General features: G+C 70.7%; 14 protein-coding genes. 6 read left to right on the forward strand and 8 right to left on the reverse strand.

What is annotated here, in order from left to right:
• Positions 1 to 21: 21 nt before the first annotated feature.
• Positions 22 to 2,073: a M3 family metallopeptidase gene (locus AB0K73_RS06475; RefSeq protein ID WP_360511794.1), complete on the reverse strand. Its 2,052-nt coding sequence runs from the start codon at positions 2,071 to 2,073 to the stop codon at positions 22 to 24.
• A gap of 71 nt (positions 2,074 to 2,144) precedes the next feature.
• On the opposite strand from AB0K73_RS06475, the gene AB0K73_RS06480 reads away from it, so the two are divergent.
• On the forward strand, positions 2,145 to 2,978 hold the full coding sequence (locus tag AB0K73_RS06480; protein ID WP_360511796.1) for a methyltransferase domain-containing protein: 834 nt from the start codon (positions 2,145 to 2,147) through the stop codon (positions 2,976 to 2,978).
• Here AB0K73_RS06480 and AB0K73_RS06485 read toward each other — a convergent pair whose 3' ends face one another.
• The 7 genes from AB0K73_RS06485 to AB0K73_RS06515 form a co-directional block, all read right to left on the reverse strand.
• A complete protein-coding gene (locus tag AB0K73_RS06485) occupies positions 2,979 to 3,206 on the reverse strand; it encodes a hypothetical protein (protein WP_360511798.1) in 228 nt (75 codons plus the stop codon).
• Positions 3,203 to 3,649 carry a GNAT family N-acetyltransferase gene (locus tag AB0K73_RS06490; RefSeq protein ID WP_360511800.1) on the reverse strand — a complete coding sequence of 149 codons (447 nt, stop codon included), beginning with the start codon at positions 3,647 to 3,649 and terminating at the stop codon, positions 3,203 to 3,205. Before AB0K73_RS06490 ends, AB0K73_RS06485 begins: the two co-directional genes overlap by 4 nt.
• 10 nt (positions 3,650 to 3,659) lie before the next feature.
• Positions 3,660 to 6,236, reverse strand: coding sequence for a valine--tRNA ligase (gene valS / locus AB0K73_RS06495; RefSeq protein WP_360511802.1), 2,577 nt, complete (start codon positions 6,234 to 6,236; stop codon positions 3,660 to 3,662).
• Positions 6,237 to 6,430: 194 nt separating this feature from the next.
• Positions 6,431 to 8,068 carry an ABC transporter ATP-binding protein gene (locus AB0K73_RS06500; RefSeq protein WP_360511804.1) on the reverse strand — a complete coding sequence of 546 codons (1,638 nt, stop codon included), beginning with the start codon at positions 8,066 to 8,068 and terminating at the stop codon, positions 6,431 to 6,433.
• An 8-nt stretch (positions 8,069 to 8,076) separates the two neighbouring features.
• Positions 8,077 to 8,949, reverse strand: coding sequence for an ABC transporter permease (locus AB0K73_RS06505; RefSeq protein ID WP_360511806.1), 873 nt, complete (start codon positions 8,947 to 8,949; stop codon positions 8,077 to 8,079).
• A complete protein-coding gene (locus AB0K73_RS06510) occupies positions 8,946 to 9,863 on the reverse strand; it encodes an ABC transporter permease (protein ID WP_360511808.1) in 918 nt (305 codons plus the stop codon). The genes AB0K73_RS06505 and AB0K73_RS06510 overlap by 4 nt, the downstream gene beginning before the upstream one ends.
• 40 nt (positions 9,864 to 9,903) lie before the next feature.
• A complete protein-coding gene (locus AB0K73_RS06515; RefSeq protein ID WP_360511810.1) occupies positions 9,904 to 11,565 on the reverse strand; it encodes an ABC transporter substrate-binding protein in 1,662 nt (553 codons plus the stop codon).
• Between the two features lie 122 nt (positions 11,566 to 11,687).
• Between AB0K73_RS06515 and AB0K73_RS06520 the strand changes: the two genes are divergently transcribed.
• From AB0K73_RS06520 to ndk, 5 genes are all read left to right on the forward strand, one after another.
• The gene (locus AB0K73_RS06520) at positions 11,688 to 12,083 is read left to right on the forward strand and encodes a GntR family transcriptional regulator (protein ID WP_360511812.1); all 396 of its coding nucleotides are present in this window, start codon (positions 11,688 to 11,690) and stop codon (positions 12,081 to 12,083) included.
• A 227-nt stretch (positions 12,084 to 12,310) separates the two neighbouring features.
• Positions 12,311 to 15,622: an isoleucine--tRNA ligase gene (gene ileS / locus AB0K73_RS06525; protein WP_360511814.1), complete on the forward strand. Its 3,312-nt coding sequence runs from the start codon at positions 12,311 to 12,313 to the stop codon at positions 15,620 to 15,622.
• Positions 15,619 to 17,010, forward strand: coding sequence for a folylpolyglutamate synthase/dihydrofolate synthase family protein (locus AB0K73_RS06530; protein WP_360511817.1), 1,392 nt, complete (start codon positions 15,619 to 15,621; stop codon positions 17,008 to 17,010). The genes ileS and AB0K73_RS06530 overlap by 4 nt, the downstream gene beginning before the upstream one ends.
• Complete coding sequence (locus tag AB0K73_RS06535; RefSeq protein WP_360511818.1) at positions 17,007 to 17,429, forward strand: DUF4233 domain-containing protein; 423 nt, start codon at positions 17,007 to 17,009, stop codon at positions 17,427 to 17,429. Before AB0K73_RS06530 ends, AB0K73_RS06535 begins: the two co-directional genes overlap by 4 nt.
• A complete protein-coding gene (ndk, locus tag AB0K73_RS06540) occupies positions 17,426 to 17,848 on the forward strand; it encodes a nucleoside-diphosphate kinase (RefSeq protein ID WP_360511820.1) in 423 nt (140 codons plus the stop codon). The genes AB0K73_RS06535 and ndk overlap by 4 nt, the downstream gene beginning before the upstream one ends.
• The last annotated feature ends 6 nt before the right edge of the window (positions 17,849 to 17,854 follow it).

Raw genomic sequence — 17,854 nt, forward strand, 5'->3', positions numbered from 1 at the left:
ACGCGCGGGGCATCCGCCGTCTCATCGTGCCAGGAGCCCGTTCCTCCTGAGCAACGGCTCGACGCTCGCGTCGCGCCCGCGGAAGGCGCGGTACGCCTCGAGCGGGTCGATGCTGCCGCCCGGCTCGAGCAGCATCCGTCGGAACCGTTCGCCGTTCTCGCGTGTCGCCCCGCCGTGCTCCTCGAACCACTCCATCGCGTCGGCGCCGGGCACCTCGCTCCACGTGTACGAGTAGTAGCCCGCGTCGTAGCCGCCGGCGAACACGTGCGCGAAGTAGGTGCTCGAGTAGCGCGGCGGCACGAGCGGGTGGTCGAGTCCGGCGGCCTCGAGCGTGCTGCGCTCGAAGGCGGCGACGTCGTCGATGACCGACGCGTCCTCCACGGTGAGACGGTGCCACGCCTGGTCGAGCACGGCCGCGGCGAGGTACTCGGCGGTGCCGAAGCCGGCGTTGAAGCCGCGCGCGGCGATGAGCCGGTCGACGAGCTGCCGCGGCATCCGCTCGCCCGTCTCGTGGTGCACGGCGTAGCCGTCGAGGATCTCGGGGCGGAGCATCCACAGCTCGTTCACCTGGCTCGGGAACTCGACGAAGTCCCGGAACACGTTCGTGCCGGCCTGCGACGGATAGCGCACCCGGGCGAGGAGGCCATGCAGCGCGTGGCCGAACTCATGGAACAGGGTCTCGGTCTCGTCGAAGGTGAGCAGCGTCGGCTCGCCCGCGCCGGGCTTCGGCACGTTGAGGTGGTTCACCACGACCGGGAGCGTGCCCTCGAGGTCGGATTGCTCGACGAGCGAGCTCATCCACGCACCGCCGCGCTTCGAATCCCGCGTGTACGCGTCGAAGACATAGAGCCCCACGGGCGCGCCGTCCTCCTCGAACACCTCGAACACGCGGGCATCGGGGTGATGCGCAACGAGGTCGTGTCGCTCCTCGAACCGGAGGCCGTAGAGCAGGGTCGCCGCGCGGAACACGCCGTCGAGGAGCACGCGGTCGAGCTCGAGGTACGGGCGGATGTCGCGGAGGTCGAGCTGGTGGCGCTCGGCACGCACCTGCTCGGCGAGGTAGGCCCAGTCGGATGCCTCGGGCGCACGAGCGTCGATCCGCTCCGCTCGCTCGGCGAGCTCGGCCGCCTCTCGCCCGACGTTGCGCATCGTCGGCGCGACCAGCGCGTCGAGGAGTGCGGCGACGGCGACGGGTGAGCCGGCGGTCTCGCCGGCCGTGACCGCCGAGGCGTGGTCGGCGAAGCCGAGGAGGAGGGCGCGCTCGGCTCTGAGACGCACGATCTCGAGCAGCGTGGACCGGGTGTCGTGCGCGCCGCCGCGGCATCCGCGAGCCCGGGATGCCGCGAAGAGGCGATCCCGCACGTCGGGTCGCTCGAGCGCGGCGATGGCGGGCTGCCCGGTCGGCAGGACCAGCGTGATCAACCACCCCGGCAGACCGCGAGCAGCGGCCGCCTCACGCGCGGAGGAGCGGGCGCCGGCGTCGAGACCGGTCAGCTCGGCCTCCTCGGTGAGGTGCAGCGCCAGGTCGTTCGTGTCGGCCAGGAGGTGCTGCCGGAACGCGGTCGTGAGCGAGGAGAGGCGCTCGTTGAGTGCGGCCAGCCGCGATCGGTCCTCGGCGTCGAGTGCGGCGCCGGCCAGGACGGCCTCACGATGCACGCGTTCGAGGAGATACGCCTGGTCGGGGTCGAGGTCCAGCGCATCTCGGGCGGACTGCAGCGCGTCGATGCGAGCGAAGAGGCGGGAATCCAGCCGGATCGCATCCCGGTGGGCGGCGAGCCGGGGCGCGAACTCGGTCTCGAGCGCATCGATGTCGGGGTTCGTGTCGGACGAGCTGGCATTCTCGAACACCGGCAACACTCGCCGCAGCAGCGCACCCGAGCGCTCGAGCGCCACCAGGGTGTTGTCGAAGGTGGGCTCGGCCGGGCTCGAGGCGATGGTCTCGACCTCGGCACGCTGCTCGGCCATGCCCGCCTCGATCGCGCTGCGGAAGTGCTCTGGTCGAATCAGCGCGAACAACGGCAGCCGGTCGGGGAGCGGGCTGGGCTCGAAGAACGGGTTCGACGGTTCGGTCACCCAGACCACGATAGGTCCTCCCACCCTTCCCGTGGCAGCGTCGGGGCTGGCCCGGCCATAAGCTCGGATGCATGCAGCCCGAGGACGAATCCATCGAGATCGCGCCCACCGAGGCGTACACGCACGGCCACCACGAGAGCGTGCTGCGGTCCCACTCATGGCGCACGGTCGAGAACTCGGCGGCCTACCTCGCGCCGCACCTGCGTGAGGGCATGCGGGTCCTCGACGTGGGGAGCGGCCCCGGCACCATCACGATCGACCTCGCTCGGCGCGTTCGACCGGGACTCGTGACGGGCATCGACGCCGTCGCGGACGTGGTCGAGCACGCGTCGGGCCTCGCCGCGAGTCAGCGCGTGGACAACGTCGAGTTCCTCGTCGGCGACGCCTACGCCCTGCCGTTCGCGAACGAGGCGTTCGACCTCGTGCACGCGCATCAGGTGCTGCAGCACCTCGCCAGGCCGATCGACGCGCTGCGCGAGTTCCGGCGGGTGCTGAAGCCCGGCGGGATGCTGGCGGTGCGCGAGGTCGACTACGGGGGAGTCATCTGGAGCCCGGCTTCCGCCGGTCTCACGCGCTGGCTCGGCCTCTATCACGACGTGCATGCGGGCAACGGCGGCGAACCCGATGCGGGCCGTCATCTGAAACGCTGGGTGCGCGAAGCGGGATTCGGCCGCCTCGAGACGAGCGGGTCGACGTACGTCTTCTCGAGCGACCTCGAGCGCGAGTGGTGGGGCGGCTCGTGGGCCGAGCGGGCGACCCGGTCGCAGTTCGCGGCCCACGCGATCGAGGCCGGGCACTCCAACCGCGACGAACTCGAACGCATCGCCGCGGCGTGGCGCGACTGGGCCGCAGATGAGGACGGCTGGCTCCTCATGCCGCACGCCGAGGTCATCGCCCGGGCGTGATCACCAGTCCTCGTCGGCGTCGTGCGCGTCGACGATCGCGTCGCTGACGCGCGTGCCGTCGTCGAGTTCGACGATGGGGCGGCCCTCGAGCCATGTGAGCGTCCAGTGGCGGCCCTCGGCGGGGCCGGGGTGCGCCGCCTCGGCGGCGGCGATGCGCGGACGAAGGTCGGCGGGAACGGAGGCCGGCGGTTCCGCGCCGAACTCCCATCGAGTGCCGAGTCGCATCATGCCTCCATCTCGTACATGACCCAGCTCGTACGCCGGGCCAGGTCGTCGTACAGGCGCTGCGCGTCGACGTTGTCGGCCGCGGTGATCCAACTCACCCCGCCGGCGCCGACCTCGATCGATCGTGCGTGCACGAACTCGATGAGCGAGCGCCCGACGCCGTTGCCGCGTGCGTCCTCGTTCACGTACAGGTCGTCGAGGAAGATGCCGCGCGTGGCGCGCAGGGTGTCGGGCACCACCCGGTACTGCGCAAGTCCCACGGGCGTGCCCTCGTCGTCGACCGCGAGCACCGCCTGCAACGGGTCGCTCTCGTCACGGATCCACGTCCACACGATGAGCGCTTTCGCGTCGTCGAGCTCGGTCTCGTAGAAGTCGCAGTACGCGGCGAACAGCGGCAGCCATCCGAAGAAGTCGTCATCGCCCGCCATGCGGATCTCGTGTGCCATCGTGTCTCCCTTACGGTGCCTCGAGCATGATGTCGCGGACGCCGAACTCCTCGGCCTCGGCGAACCCGAGTTCGGCGATGCGCCCCACGGCCCGCAGGTCGGACTCCGCCGACCCGAGCAGGGCGACCGCCGCCGCGGGGGCGGCGATCACGGCACTCGCCACGGGCGTCTTCTGCGAGGCCTTCGCGTCGGTCTTCGCGCGACGGATGCCGGTGAGTGCGAGGCTCGTGAGTTCGAGCAGCTCGACGCCGGCCTCACCACGCGCAGCGAGCTCCTCGACGTCGGGCCACGGTGCCACGTGCACCGAACCGTCGTGGGACCAGCGCCACGCCTCCTCGGTGGCGAACGGGATGACGGGCCCGAAGAGCCGGAGCAGCACGCCGAGCGCGGTCTTCAGCGCGGCGACGGCCGAGGCCTGCTCGGGGCTCGGGGCGCCGTACGCGCGCTCCTTGACGAGCTCGAGGTAGTCGTCGCAGAACGTCCAGAAGAACGTCTCGGTGACCTCGAGCGCGCGTGCGTGGTCGTATGACTCGTACGCGCGGGTGGCGCTCGCCACGACGTCGGCGAGCCCGGCGAGCATGCTTCGGTCGACGGGCACGCTGACCGGGGCATCCGCTCGGCCTTCGAAGCCGAGGATGAACTTCGCGGCGTTCAGCACCTTGATCGCGAGGCGCCGGCCGATCTTCACCTGCGTGGGGTTCTGCGGGTCGAAGGCCGCGTCCGTGCCGAGCCGCGAGGATGCCGCCCAGTACCGAACCGCGTCGGAGCCGTGCTGCTCGAGCAGGCCCGCGGGAGTCACGACGTTGCCCTTCGACTTCGACATCTTCTTGCGGTCGGGGTCGACGATGAAGCCCGAGATCGCCGCATTCGTCCACGGGACGGTGCCGTGCTCGAGCTCGGCCCGGAGCGCCGTCGAGAACAGCCACGTCCGGATGATGTCCTGCCCCTGCGGCCGCAGCGAGTACGGGAACACGAGGTCGAAGAGCTCGGGGTCACGCTCCCAGCCGGCGGCCAGCTGCGGGGTGAGCGAAGACGTGGCCCAGGTGTCCATGATGTCGTGCTCGCCGATGAAGCCGCCCGGTACGCCGCGTTGCGCCTCCTCGTAGCCCGGCGCCGTGGTCGACGACGGGTCGACCGGCAGCATCTCGCGCGTGGCGATGATGGGCTCATCGTGCACCGGGTTGCCGTCGGCGTCGAGCGGGTACCAGACGGGGATCGGCACCCCGAAGAAGCGCTGGCGCGAGATGAGCCAGTCGCCCGAGAGGCCGCCGACCCAGTTCTCGTAGCGAACACGCATGAATTCGGGATGCCAGTCGATCTCCCGGCCGCGTTCCACGAGGCGCTCGCGGAGCGACTCGTCGCGGGCGCCGTTCACGATGTACCACTGGCGCGTCGAGACGATCTCGAGCGGTCGGTCGCCCTTCTCGTAGAACTTCACCGGGTGCGTGATGGGCTTGGGGTCGCCGAGGAGATCGCCCGAGGCGCGGAGCTGATCGACCACGGCCTGCTTCGCCGAGTATGCGGTCTTGCCGGCGAGCTCGGCGAAGGCGGCGCGCCCCGAGTCGGACGTGATCGCCTCGGGCGCCTCGGCGATGATGCGACCGTCGAACCCGATGATCGCCCGGTTCGGCAGGTCGAGTTCGCGCCACCAGACGACGTCGGTGACGTCGCCGAACGTGCAGATCATGGCGATGCCGGTGCCCTTGTCCTTCTGGGCGAGATGGTGCGCCACGACCGGCACCTCGACGCCGAAGACGGGCGTCGTCACGGTCGTGCCGAACAGCGGCTGATACCGCTCGTCGTCGGGGTGCGCCACGAGCGCGACGCACGCCGGGATGAGCTCGGGACGGCTCGTCTCGATCTCGATGGTGCCGCCGTCGGGTCGATGGAAGTTCACGCGGTGATAGTGGCCCGCCTGCTCGCGGTCCTCGAGCTCGGCCTGCGCCACGGCGGTTCGGAACGTCACGTCCCACAGTGTCGGCGCCAGCGCCTGGTAGGCCTCGCCGCGCTCCACGTTCCGGATGAACGCGAGCTGCGACGTGAACAGCGCCTCGTCGGCGATGGTGCGGTACGTCTGCGTCCAGTCGACCGAGAGGCCGAGCGACCGCCACAGCGCCTCGAAGTGCTGCTCGTCCTCGGCCGTGAGCCGCTCGCAGAGCTCGATGAAGTTGCGGCGGCTGATCGGCACCTGATCGGCCGGCTTGATGGTCTTGCCCTCGGTGCCCTCGAACGGCGGCGTGAAGTCGGGCTCGTACGGCAGCGACGGGTCGCAGCGCACGCCGTAGTAGTTCTGCACTCGCCGCTCGGTGGGCAGTCCGTTGTCGTCCCAGCCCATGGGGTAGAACACGCACCGGCCGCGCATGCGCTGGTAGCGGGCCATCACGTCGGTGTGCGTGTACGAGAACACGTGTCCGATGTGCAACGAGCCCGACGCCGTCGGCGGCGGGGTGTCGATCGAGTAGATCGATTCACGAGTGGCCCCGGCGCGGTCGAACCGGTAGGTGCCGTCGGACTCCCAGACACCGCCCCACTTGGCTTCGAGACCTTCGAGCGCGGGCTTGTCGGGGATGCGGGCAGTGTCGGTCATGATGCTCCGGTTCGGTATGTGCGGCACCGAGTCCATGATGAGGTGCCTGAATATGCGATGTTCCAGAGTACCGGACCGGTCTGCGTGCCCGTCGACGAGGCCGGCCGCCGCAGGTGCCCGATGGGCAATGCCCGTTCCAAGGGCGGGAGGGGACGGCCGCGCGTCGCCGTTGACGACCACATCCGCGACGAGCGCTACCGCGTCAGGCGCGGCGAGTCGGCCACGAGTTGGGCGGTGTACGGATGTCCCGGATCGGCGAAGACCGCCTCGGTCGCGCCGGATTCGACGATGCGCCCGGAACGCATCACCGCGACGCGGTCACTCATGTGGCGGACGACGCCGAGGTCGTGCGAGATGAACAGCATCGTGAGGCCGCGTCGGCGTTGCAGGTGATCGAGCAGGTCGAGGATCTGCGCCTGGATCGTCACGTCGAGCGCAGAGACGGGTTCGTCGCAGATGAGCAGTTCGGGGTCGGCGGCGAGTGCGCGCGCGATCGCGACGCGCTGGCGCTGGCCGCCCGACAGGGACAACGGGCGTCGTTGGGCCACAGATGCCACGAGCCCGACCTGGTCGAGCATCTCCTCGACGCGCGGGGCACGACCGCCCGAGCGGGAACCGCCGGCCGATGACGCATCGGCGAGGATGCGTCCGACGCTCCAGCGCGGGTCGAATGAGCTGAGGGCGTCCTGGTAGATCGCGCCGATGCGGTGTCGCATCGGGCGGCGCTCGCGTTCGGGGCGGTCCGACCACGGCTCACCGTCGAGCAGCACGGCACCGGAGTCGGGGACGGCGAGCCCGAGTGCCAGACGCGCCACCGTCGTCTTGCCGGACCCGGACTCGCCGACGAGGCCGAGGGTCTCGCCGGCGTGGAGGGCGAGCGAGACGTCATCGACGGCGAGAAGTTGCCCGCCGGGTACGCGGAAGCCCTTCGAGACGCGGTCGAACCGGAGGAGCGGCGGTCGCCCGGGCGCGACGGAGTCGGATCCGGTCGAGGCATCGGGCCGCCGCGGCTCTGCGAGGGCGGGTGGCGCGGGCGGGGCGACGGACAGCACGGTGCCACGTGGACGGTCCGTGGGCACCGCCGCGATGAGGGCCCGCGTGTACGGTTCGCGCGGTGACCGCAGGACCTCCTCGGTGGTGCCCTCCTCGATCAGCTCACCGCGGCGGATCACGAGGATCCGGTCGGCGAGTCGGCCGACGACGGCGAGATCGTGGCTGATCAGCAGGATGCCCGTGCCGGCCGCGCGGATCTCGTCGAGCAACGACAGGATTCGCGCCTGCACGCTCACGTCGAGCGCGGTGGTGGGTTCATCGGCGATGAGGAGCGGTGGGTCGAGGGCGAGCGCCGACGCGATGAGCGCCCGTTGGCGGAGTCCACCCGAGAGCTCGCCGGAACGCCGACCGGCGGCGAACTCGGGATCGGGCATGCCGACGCGGGCGAGCAGCTCGAGTACGTGCGCGCGACGTGCGGCGGGGGGCATCCGCTGATGGATGCGCAGCGGGTCGTCGATCTCACGGCCGATGGGCCGGAGCGGGTCGAGCGAAACGAGCGCGTCCTGCAGGATCAGGCCGATCTGGCGGCCCCGCACGTCACGCCACGTGCGCTCGCTCGCGTCGCCGAGCTCCCGGCCGAGCACCTCGAGCCGGTCGGAGCGCGTCCGGGCGCCGGCACCGGCCATGCCGAGCAGGGCGCGCGCGGTCACGCTCTTGCCCGAGCCCGACTCGCCGACGATCGCGACGCATTCACCGGGAAGGATGCGGAGGGAGATCCCGCGTACCACGTCATCGCTGCCGAAGGCGACGCGGAGGCCCGCGACGTCGAGGAGCGGCATCCGTTCGCTCAATGCCCCTCCCGCCCGCGACGCGTCAGCGCTCGGCCGAGCATGGTCGTGGCGACCGTGGTGCCCACGATCATGAGACCCGGGAACACCGTCAGCCACGGCGCTGTCGGGAGGTACGTGCGACCTGCGGCCAGCATCGCCCCCCACTCCGCGGCAGGCGGCTGCGCACCCAGGCCGAGGTAGCTGAGCGCCGCCGCCCACACGATGGCCTGTCCGACCCCCAACGTCGCCAGCACGAAGAGCGGCACGAGCGCATTGGGCAGCAGGTGCCGGGCGAGGATGCGACCGGGGGAGTGGCCGAGCACCCGGGCGGCCTCGACATAGTGCGACGAGCGGATCCCGACGAGCTGCCCGCGGATGATGCGCGCATAGCCGGGCGCCGTCGACAGCCCGACCGCGATCGTCGCGGTCACCGGTCCGGGCCCCGCGACGACGATGACGAGCAGCGCGAGCAACAGCCCGGGAAATGCGAAGAGCACCTCGATCACGCGGTTGACCCCGAAGTCGAGCGCCCGCCCGCCGAAGCTCGCCAGCACGCCGAGCACGAGCCCGAGGGCGAGACCGATGAGGGTCGCAGAGACGCCGATGAGGAGCGACGTCGCGGTGCCCGCGATGACTCGGCTGTAGACGTCGCGACCTGATTCGTCCGTCCCGAACCAGTGGGCGAGCGACGGCGACTCGAAGGCCTCAGCGGCCGCGATCCGGTTCGGATCCTGGGTCCAGACGAGGAACGGCGCGATGGTGGCGACGGCCAGGAAGCCGACGAAGGCGGCGGCGAGCAGGGTGCCAGGACGCGGCATCCGTCGCCGGCGCGGGACCAGGTGGTCGGCGGATGCCTCGACCGTCGTCTGCCGCAGTTCGAGTTCGCTCATCGCGCGCCCTCCTGCCGCAGCCTCGGGTCGGCGAGGCGCGAGGCGACATCCGTGACGACGGTCATGACGACGTAGACCAGCGCCACGAGGAGCACGACACCGGTCACCACGGGCACGTCGCGCAGGGTGACGGCCTGCAGCAGCGTGCGGCCCAGTCCGGGCATCGCGAAGATCGTCTCGACCACGACGGCGCCCGAGAGGAGCCATCCGAGTGCCCACCCCGAGAGGCTGATCGCCGGGAGCGAGGCGTGCCGGATCGTGTGCCGGAGGCGGATTCCGGTCGTGCTCTCGCCGCGGGCGCGCGCCGACACCACGAACGGCTGCTGCATCGCGTCGAGGAGGCTCTCGCGCATGACCTGGGCGAGGAATCCCGCGAGCGGGATCGCCAGGGTGACGACGGGCAGCACGAGGCCCGCGGGCGTGCCCGTCGCGACGGGCGGGAACCAGCCGAGGCCTGTGCTGAAGATCGCGATGAGCACCGCGGCCAACCAGAAGTGGGGCAGTGCGGCCGCGGTGAGCTCGATGCCCTCGCCGACCGCGCCGGCCGTGCGACCCCGACCCGTCGACCAGAGCGAGAGGCCGAGGGCGAGGATCCATGCGACGAGGAGTGCGAGCACGGCCAGCAGCATCGTGCCGCCGAGCTGGGCGCCGAGCAGTTCGGCGACCGGCGTCCTGAGCGCGTAGGAGGTACCGAGATCGCCCGTGACGAGGCGCGCGAGCATGGCGAGGTACTGCACGATCAGCGGCTGGTCGAGTCCATAGTCGCGGCGCACCTGGTCGAGGGCCTCCTGGGACGCCTGGGAGCCCGGGCCGCCGAGGATCGCCTGGGCCGGATCACCGGGGATGAGCCGGATCGCGAAGAACGTCAGCGTCGCGACGGCCCACATGACGAAGACCGCTCCTGCGGCCAGCACGGCGACGCGGCGGAGGATGCCGCCGCGTCGCCGCCGGACGTCAGCCGGCGAGCCAGGCGTCATAGAAGGTCGGGGTCGAGACGGTCGGCATCGCGCGTGCGCCCTCGACGTCGGCATCCAGCAGGAAGCTGTTCTGCTGGTCGTAGAGCGGGAGCAGGTAGTACCCGCCGAGGATTCGCTCCTGTGCCTGCCGATAGAGGTCGGCGCGCGCCTCCTCGTCGCTCGTCGATGCGGCATCGGTGAGCAGGGAGTCGACCTCGGGGTCGTCGAGCTGCGCGAGGTTGGCGAAGTACCCGCTCGGGGCCGGCGTGATGCTGTCGGAGTGGTACAGGATGCGCAGCACGTCGGGTCCGACCTTCGTGTACGGGGCGCTCACGATCTCGTACTCGTGCGCGAACAGGGCGCCGTACCAGCTCGACAGGTCGAGCAGTTCGATCACGACGTCGAAGCCGGCCTGCTTCGCGGTCGCCTGCACCTGTTCGAACAGCGACTGCTCAGCGGGGATCGACTGGTTGGTGCTGACCGGGAAGCGCAGGGCGAGGCGCACACCGTCCTTCATGCGCACGCCGTCGGCGTCGCGCTCGGTCCATCCCGCCTCGTCGAGAAGCGTGTTCGCCGCGTCGAGGTCGGGTTCGAAGAGCGCCTCGTCGGAGTACGCGAGCTGCTCCGCCGAGGAGAGGGCCGAGTACGACCGTTCCGCGGTGCCGAAGAAGAGCGCCTCGATGCCGTCGTTCACCTCGACCGCGCGGATGAAGGCCTCGCGGACCCGCTCGTCGTCGAAGGGCGCCTGGCCCGAATTCAGTTCGATGCGGTTCGCGGCGCCGGGACGGGGTGCGTCGATCCACGTGAAGGCGTCGTCGCCCTCAGCGGCGGCGATGGTGTCGGGCTGCGGGTTGTCGATGACGTCGACCTGCCCGCCCTGGAGCGCCGCGTACCGCGACGCGGAATCGGGCACGAACCGCCACTCGATCGCCTCGAGGTAGGCGGGGCCGTCGTGGCCGGCGTCAGCGGGCGGTGAGCTGTAGTCGTCGTTCCGCACGAGGGCGACGTGGTCCTGCTTGACCCATCCGTCGACGATGAACGGGCCGGTGCCGACCGGCGCCTCGCAGTTCTCCTCCATGCCGCGGGCGATGCCCGCAGGCGACTGCATGGCGGTCCACGGCTGGCTGAGCGACTCGAGCAACGCGCTGTCGGGGGTGGTCAGCACGAACCGGGCCGTGAGGTCGTCCACGGCCTCCACCCGGTCGACCTTGCCCATCGCGAGGTAGCCGGTGGAGGACTGCGTGGCGGGGTCCTGCAGGTGCTCGACGTTGACCGCGACGGCCTCCGCGTCGAAGGGGGTGCCGTCGCTGAACGTCACGCCCTCGCGCAGGGTGAAGTCCCACGTGAGGCCGTCGTCCGAGGGCTCCCACGACTCGGCGAGCCATGGGATGATCTCGCCCGACTCGTCGCGCGAGACGAGCGACTCGAGGAACTGTCCGGCGAGGAGCGCCTGCGGGTAGTTGCCGCCGACGTGCGGGTCGAGGCAGGTCGGCTCGGCGTCGCCGCTCGCGTAGACGAGGGTGCCGCCCTCGATCGGGTCGCCGGATGCCTCGGGCTGGGGCGCCTGACAGCCGGCGAGCGTAACCGCCGTCACGATCGCGGTAGCGATGAGGCCGGTTCGCCGCCAGGGCGAGCGGATGGTCACGGGCGCAGCAGGCATCGAAGTCCTTGTGGGAGTGGTTGGGAATCGGGTTCGTCGTCGGAGCCCGCTTCATCCTGCCACCGCTCGAAAGAGGCGACAAGCGAGTTGTTCATGTTCAACTAGAACAATAGAATCAAGCCATGCGCATCAGCATCGATCCGACGCTTCCGACGCCGCTCTTCGAGCAGCTCGCCTCGGCCGTCCGCGCCGCGATCGTCGATGGTCGGGTGATCGGCGGCGAGCGGCTCCCCGCGGCGCGACGGCTCGCCGAGAGCCTGGGCGTCAACGTGCACACCGTGCTGCGCGGCTACCAGCTGCTCCGCGACGAGGGACTCATCGAGCTGCATCGTGGCCGCGGCGCGGTCGTCGCCACCCGGATCGGCGGTCGGAGCGCCCTCGCGGGCGCCATCCACGACCTCGTCGACGAGGCGAAGCTGCACGACCTCCCCGAGAGCGCGCTGCTCGCCCTCGTCGGCGAGGCCTTCCGCGCGACGCCGCCGGCACCCGGGATGCTGCGCACGCGGCCGACACGGTAGTCTGGAGGGCAACGACGCCGATCCGGCCATCACCGGGGAGTCTTCGGAAGAACGCGCAACGGATGTCACGAGGCATCCGTGCGTCAGTAGAACCGAACGGGGCAGGCCCGTCACAGCCCGAGCAAGAGCGGTCCCGGAGGTCTTCGGGGCAAGCGAGGTGGTACCGCGGCGGAGCTCGACGAGCGGCCGGCGTCCTCGCAGAGGCATCCGTCCCGCAAGGAGCGAGCGTGTACCCGCGCACCCCCGACGACCACGGCGTCGCCCCCTCTCCCGACTTCCCGGCCATCGAGCGCGACGTGCTCGCGTTCTGGAAGCAGGACGGCACCTTCCAGGCCTCCGTCGATCAGCGCGAAGGCGCGCCCGAGTGGGTGTTCTACGACGGCCCGCCGTTCGCCAACGGCCTGCCGCACTACGGGCACCTGCTGACGGGGTACGCCAAGGACCTCTTCCCGCGTTACCAGACCATGCGCGGCAGGCAGGTGCACCGCCGCTTCGGGTGGGACACCCACGGCCTGCCCGCCGAGCTCGAGGCGGAGCGCCAGCTCGGCATCACCGACAAGAGCCAGATCGAGGAGATGGGCATCGCGGCCTTCAACCAGGCCGCGCGCGACGCCGTGCTGCGGTACACGAAGGAGTGGGAGGAGTACGTCACCCGGCAGGCGCGCTGGGTCGACTTCGCCAACGACTACAAGACGCTCGACGTCACCTTCATGGAATCCGTGATCTGGGCGTTCAAGACCCTGCATGACAAGGGCCTCGCCTACGAGGGCTACCGCGTGCTGCCGTACTGCTGGCGCGACCAGACGCCGCTCTCGAACCACGAGCTGCGCATGGACGACGACGTCTACAAGAACGTCCAGGACCAGACCGTCACCGTCACGTTCCCGCTCGTCGGCGCGAAGGCCGAGTCGCTCGGGCTCACCGCTGTACGCGCGCTCGCGTGGACGACGACGCCGTGGACCCTGCCGACGAACTTCGCGCTCGCGGTGGGCCCCGACATCGAGTACGCGGTCGTGCCGGCCGGCCCGAACGGCACCCCCGACGCGACGGTGCTGCGCGAGAAGCTCGGCGGCGCGGCATCCGACACCGAGGTGCTCGGCGGCGAGTACCTGCTCGCCCGCGACCTCGTGGACGGCTACGCGAAGGAGCTCGGCTACGACTCGGCCGACGACGCGCGTGCCGCGATCTCGCGCACGCTGCGCGGCGCCGAGCTCGAGGACGTCGCCTACGACCGGCTCTTCGATTACTACGCCGACGTCGAGCGGTACGGACTCGAGAACGCGTGGCGCGTCGTCGTCGCCGACTACGTCACCACCGACGACGGCACGGGCATCGTGCACCAAGCCCCCGCGTACGGCGAGGAGGACCAGAGGATCGGCGAGGCGGCCGGCATCCCGGTCATCATCTCGCTTGACGAGGGCGGGCGTTTCCTGCCCGAGGTGACGGATGTCGCGGGCCTGCTCTGGAGCGACGCGAATCGTCCGCTCATCAACGTGCTGAAGGCCGAGGGCCGGCTGCTGCGCGAGGCGAGCTACGTGCACTCGTACCCCCACTGCTGGCGTTGCCGGAACCCGCTCATCTACCGGGCGGTGTCGAGCTGGTTCATCCGCGTGCCCGAGTTCCGCGACCGCATGGGCGAGCTCAACCAGGAGATCAACTGGGTGCCCGACAACGTGAAGGACGGCCAGTTCGGCAAGTGGGTCGCCGGCGCACGCGACTGGTCGATCAGCCGCAATCGGTACTGGGGTTCGCCGATCCCCGTGTGGAAGAGCGACGACCCGGCGTACCCGCGCATCGACGTGTACGGGTCGCTCGCCGAGCTCGAGCGCGACTTCGGACGCCTTCCGCAGAACACGGCGGGCCAGCCCGATCTGCACCGCCCGTACATCGACGAGCTCACCCGCCCGAACCCCGACGACCCCACGGGTCGCAGCACCATGCGGCGCATCCCCGACGTGCTCGACGTGTGGTTCGACTCGGGCTCGATGCCGTTCGCGCAGGTGCACTACCCGTTCGAGAACCAGGAGTGGTTCGACTCGCACAACCCCGCCGACTTCATCGTCGAGTACATCGGGCAGACGCGCGGCTGGTTCTACACGCTGCACGTGCTCTCGACGGCGCTGTTCGACCGACCGGCGTTCGAGAACGTCGTGAGTCACGGCATCGTACTCGGCAGCGACGGGCAGAAGATGTCGAAGTCGCTCCGCAACTATCCCGATGTCTCCGAGGTGTTCGACCGCGACGGCTCCGATGCGATGCGGTGGTTCCTGATGTCGAGCTCGGTGCTGCGCGGCGGCAACCTCGTCGTCACCGAGGAGGGCATCCGCGAGGGCGTGCGCCAGCTCATGCTGCCGCTCTGGAGCACGTGGTACTTCTTCTCCCTCTACGCCAACACGGCGCGCGAGGGCGGCTACGAGGCATCCCGCTCGACCTCCTCGAGCGACGTGCTCGACCGGTACCTGCTCGCGAAGCTGCGCGACCTCGTGGCCGCCGTCACGGCCGACCTCGACGACTTCGACTCGCCGCTGGCGGCGCAGAAGCTGCGCGACTTCGGCGACGTGCTCACGAACTGGTACGTGCGCCGTTCGCGCGACCGGTTCTGGACCGGCGTCGGCGACGACGGCTCGGGCACCGAGGCGTTCGACACCCTGTTCACCGTGCTCGAGACGCTCACCCGCCTCGCCGCCCCGCTGCTACCGCTCGTCACCGAGAAGGTCTGGCAAGGGCTCACCGGCGGTCGCAGCGTGCACCTGGCCGACTGGCCCGATGCGGCGGAGTTCCCGGCCGACGACGCCCTCGTCGCCGCCATGGACGCGGTGCGCGAGATCAGCGGCGCCACCCTCGCGCTCCGCAAGCAGGCGGGTCGGCGGGTGCGGCTGCCGCTCGCGAGCCTCACGGTCGTGACGACGGATGCCGCGACGCTGCGTCCGTTCGAGGGGATCCTCCGCGACGAACTCAACGTGAAGTCCATCGACCTCGTCGAGCTCGACGAGTCGAGCGCCGCGTCCTACGGCGTCACCAAGCGGCTCAGCGTCAACGCCCGCGCCGCAGGCCCCCGCCTCGGGAAGGGCGTGCAGCAGGCCATCCAGGCCGCGCGCGCCGGCGACTGGACCCTCGACGGCGAGACGGTCGTCGCGGGCGGGATCGCGCTCGTGCCGGGGGAATACGAGCTCGTGCTCGAGTCCGGCGGCTCCGGCGACGGTTCGAGTGCGCTGGCCCTGCTCCGCGACGGCGGGTTCGTGATCCTCGACACCGCCACGACGGCCGAGCTCGAGGCCGAGGGGCTCGCGCGCGACGTGGTGCGCGCCGTGCAGGACGCGCGCAAGGCTGCGGGGCTCGAGGTCGGGGACCGGATCCGACTGGCGCTCACGCTCGACGCCGAGGGCGCGGCCGCGGCATCCGCCCACCACACCCTCATCTCCCGCGAGACGCTCGCGGAATCACTCGACATCGAGACGGACGTCGACGTCTCGGGTGCGGCCGCGGCCCGCCCGGTCGGCGACGGCTCGTCGCTGCTCGTGGACCTGGAGAAGCTGTGACCGACGACGCATCCGACGCACCCCACGACTACGACGACGCGGAAGCGCGCGACGCCGCCGACGCCGTGTACGAGGCACTGATCACGCGCGTCGGCGAGGGATCTCCTCGGCCCCGGTTGGCACCCACCCGCCGCACGGTCGAGCTGCTCGGCGACCCGCACCGTGCGGCCCCCGTGATCCACATCACCGGCACGAACGGCAAGACGTCCACCGCCCGAATGATCGAGGCGATGCTGCGCGCCTCGGGCCTTCGCACCGGGCTGCTCACGAGTCCGCATCTCGAACGGTTCACGGAGCGCATCCGCATCGACGGAGCACCCATCTCGGATGAGGCCGTGGCACGCAACTGGGAGGAGATCCTCCCGTTCATCGCCATCGTCGACGCCGAACTCGAGCGTGCAGGCGAGGAGCCGCTCACGTTCTTCGAGGTGCTCACCGTGCTCGCGTTCGCGTGCTTCGCCGACGCGCCCGTCGACGTCGTCGTCCTCGAGGTCGGCATGGGCGGCGAATGGGACTCCACCAACGTCGCCGACGGGCAGGTCGCCGTCTTCACGCCGATCGATCTCGACCACCAGGCCCGCCTCGGCAACACCATCACCGAGATCGCCCGCACCAAGTCGGGCATCATCAAGCCCATGGCCGCGGTGATCACGGCGCGGCAGCCCGACGCGGCGCTGGCGGTGCTCGAGGAGGCCGCCGAGCTCACCGAGTCGAGCCTCGCCGTCGAGGGCGACGCATTCGACGTGCTCGAGTCACGGGTCGCGGTCGGCGGCCAGCTCGTGTCGGTGCGAGGGCTCGCGGGGGAGTACCGCGAGGTGCCGCTGCCGCTCCTCGGACGCCATCAGGCCGAGAACGCCGCGGTCGCCATCGCGGCCGTCGAGGCCTTCATCGGCGGCGGCGCGGTGCGGCTCGCCGATGAGGTCGTCGAGGGCGGCCTCGCCACCGTGACCTCGCCCGGCCGCTTGCAGACCATCGCGGCGGACCCCCTCATCATCGTCGACGCGGCACACAATCCGCATGGCGTGACCGCGTTGGTGGCGGCCCTCGAGGAGTACTTCGACCTCGACGAGCTCGTCATCGTGCTCGGCATGCTCGGCGACAAGGACGCGACCGGCATCGTCGACGTGCTCGCCGGCACGAACGCGTCGTTCATCGTCACGAAGCCCGACTCCGACCGAGCGCGCGACGTCGACGAGCTCGTCGCGCTCGTCGCCGCACGGGTCGGCGCCGAGCGCGTGCACGCCGTCGAACGGCTCGACGACGCGCTCGACGAGGCGCGCGCCTGGGCCGGCGAGGCGGCGAAGCGCGCCGTGGTCGTCACGGGTTCGATCGTGCTCGTGGGCGAGGCCATGGCGATCGCCGCCGACCGCGGATGGGGGCGCGCGTGAGCGACACGACCCCCCAGCCGGCGCCCGGTCCTGTGCGCACGGCGCGATCGGCGAAGCAGACGCTCGGTGCGATGGTGCTCGCGTTCGAGGTCATCGTGGTGTTCCTCGCGGCGCTCGTCATCTGGGGCCTCGCGCCCACCGAGAACAGCACGTTCGACCTGCCGCCATGGGTCGCCCTCGCCGCGGGCGGCGTGCTCATCGTCTGCCTCATCGTCACGATCGGCCTGCTGCGATTCTCGTGGGGCTTCATCGTGGGATGGGTGCTGCAGGTGCTGATCATCGCCGCCGGGTTCCTCAACCCGGCGATGTTCATCGTGGGCGCGATCTTCGGCGGCATGTGGTGGTACGGCATGATCGCGGGCGCCCGCATCGATCGAAACAGGACGGCGACCGCCGCTCCGGGGAAGGAACAGGAATGACCACCGCCATCGAGGAGACCCTCGTACTCGTGAAACCCGACGGGGTCGCGCGCAACCTGACCGGCGAGATCCTCCGTCGTATCGAGGCCAAGGGCTACACCCTCATCGACATCCGGATGCTCCAGGCCGACCGGGAGCTCCTCGCGAACCACTACGCCGAACACGAGGGCAAGCCCTTCTACGAGCCGCTCATCGAGTTCATGCAGTCGGGACCGACCGTCGCCGTGCGCGTCGCGGGCAACCGTGTGATCGAGGGCTTCCGCGTGCTCGCCGGCACCACCGACCCCACGACCGCGGCACCCGGCACCATCCGCGGCGACTTCGGTCGCGACTGGGGACTCAAGGTGCAGCAGAACCTCGTGCACGGATCCGACTCGGTCGAGTCGGCCGAGCGCGAACTCGCGCTCTGGTTCGACTGAGCGGAT

It is taken from the genome of Agromyces sp. NPDC052230 (assembly GCF_040679595.1).
Taxonomy (GTDB): Bacteria; Actinomycetota; Actinomycetes; order Actinomycetales; family Microbacteriaceae; genus Agromyces.

Bases quoted from the DNA above. Each gene is read 5' to 3' on its own strand.
- ndk (WP_360511820.1), top strand. From the start codon at position 17,426: ATGACCACCGCCATCGAGGAGACCCTCGTACTCGTGAAACCCGACGGG.
- AB0K73_RS06485 (WP_360511798.1), bottom strand. From the start codon at position 3,206: ATGATGCGACTCGGCACTCGATGGGAGTTCGGCGCGGAACCGCCGGCC.
- AB0K73_RS06480 (WP_360511796.1), top strand. From the start codon at position 2,145: ATGCAGCCCGAGGACGAATCCATCGAGATCGCGCCCACCGAGGCGTAC.
- AB0K73_RS06515 (WP_360511810.1), bottom strand. From the start codon at position 11,565: ATGCCTGCTGCGCCCGTGACCATCCGCTCGCCCTGGCGGCGAACCGGC.
- valS (WP_360511802.1), bottom strand. From the start codon at position 6,236: ATGACCGACACTGCCCGCATCCCCGACAAGCCCGCGCTCGAAGGTCTC.
- AB0K73_RS06520 (WP_360511812.1), top strand. From the start codon at position 11,688: ATGCGCATCAGCATCGATCCGACGCTTCCGACGCCGCTCTTCGAGCAG.
- AB0K73_RS06490 (WP_360511800.1), bottom strand. From the start codon at position 3,649: ATGGCACACGAGATCCGCATGGCGGGCGATGACGACTTCTTCGGATGG.
- AB0K73_RS06505 (WP_360511806.1), bottom strand. From the start codon at position 8,949: ATGAGCGAACTCGAACTGCGGCAGACGACGGTCGAGGCATCCGCCGAC.
- AB0K73_RS06500 (WP_360511804.1), bottom strand. From the start codon at position 8,068: ATGCCGCTCCTCGACGTCGCGGGCCTCCGCGTCGCCTTCGGCAGCGAT.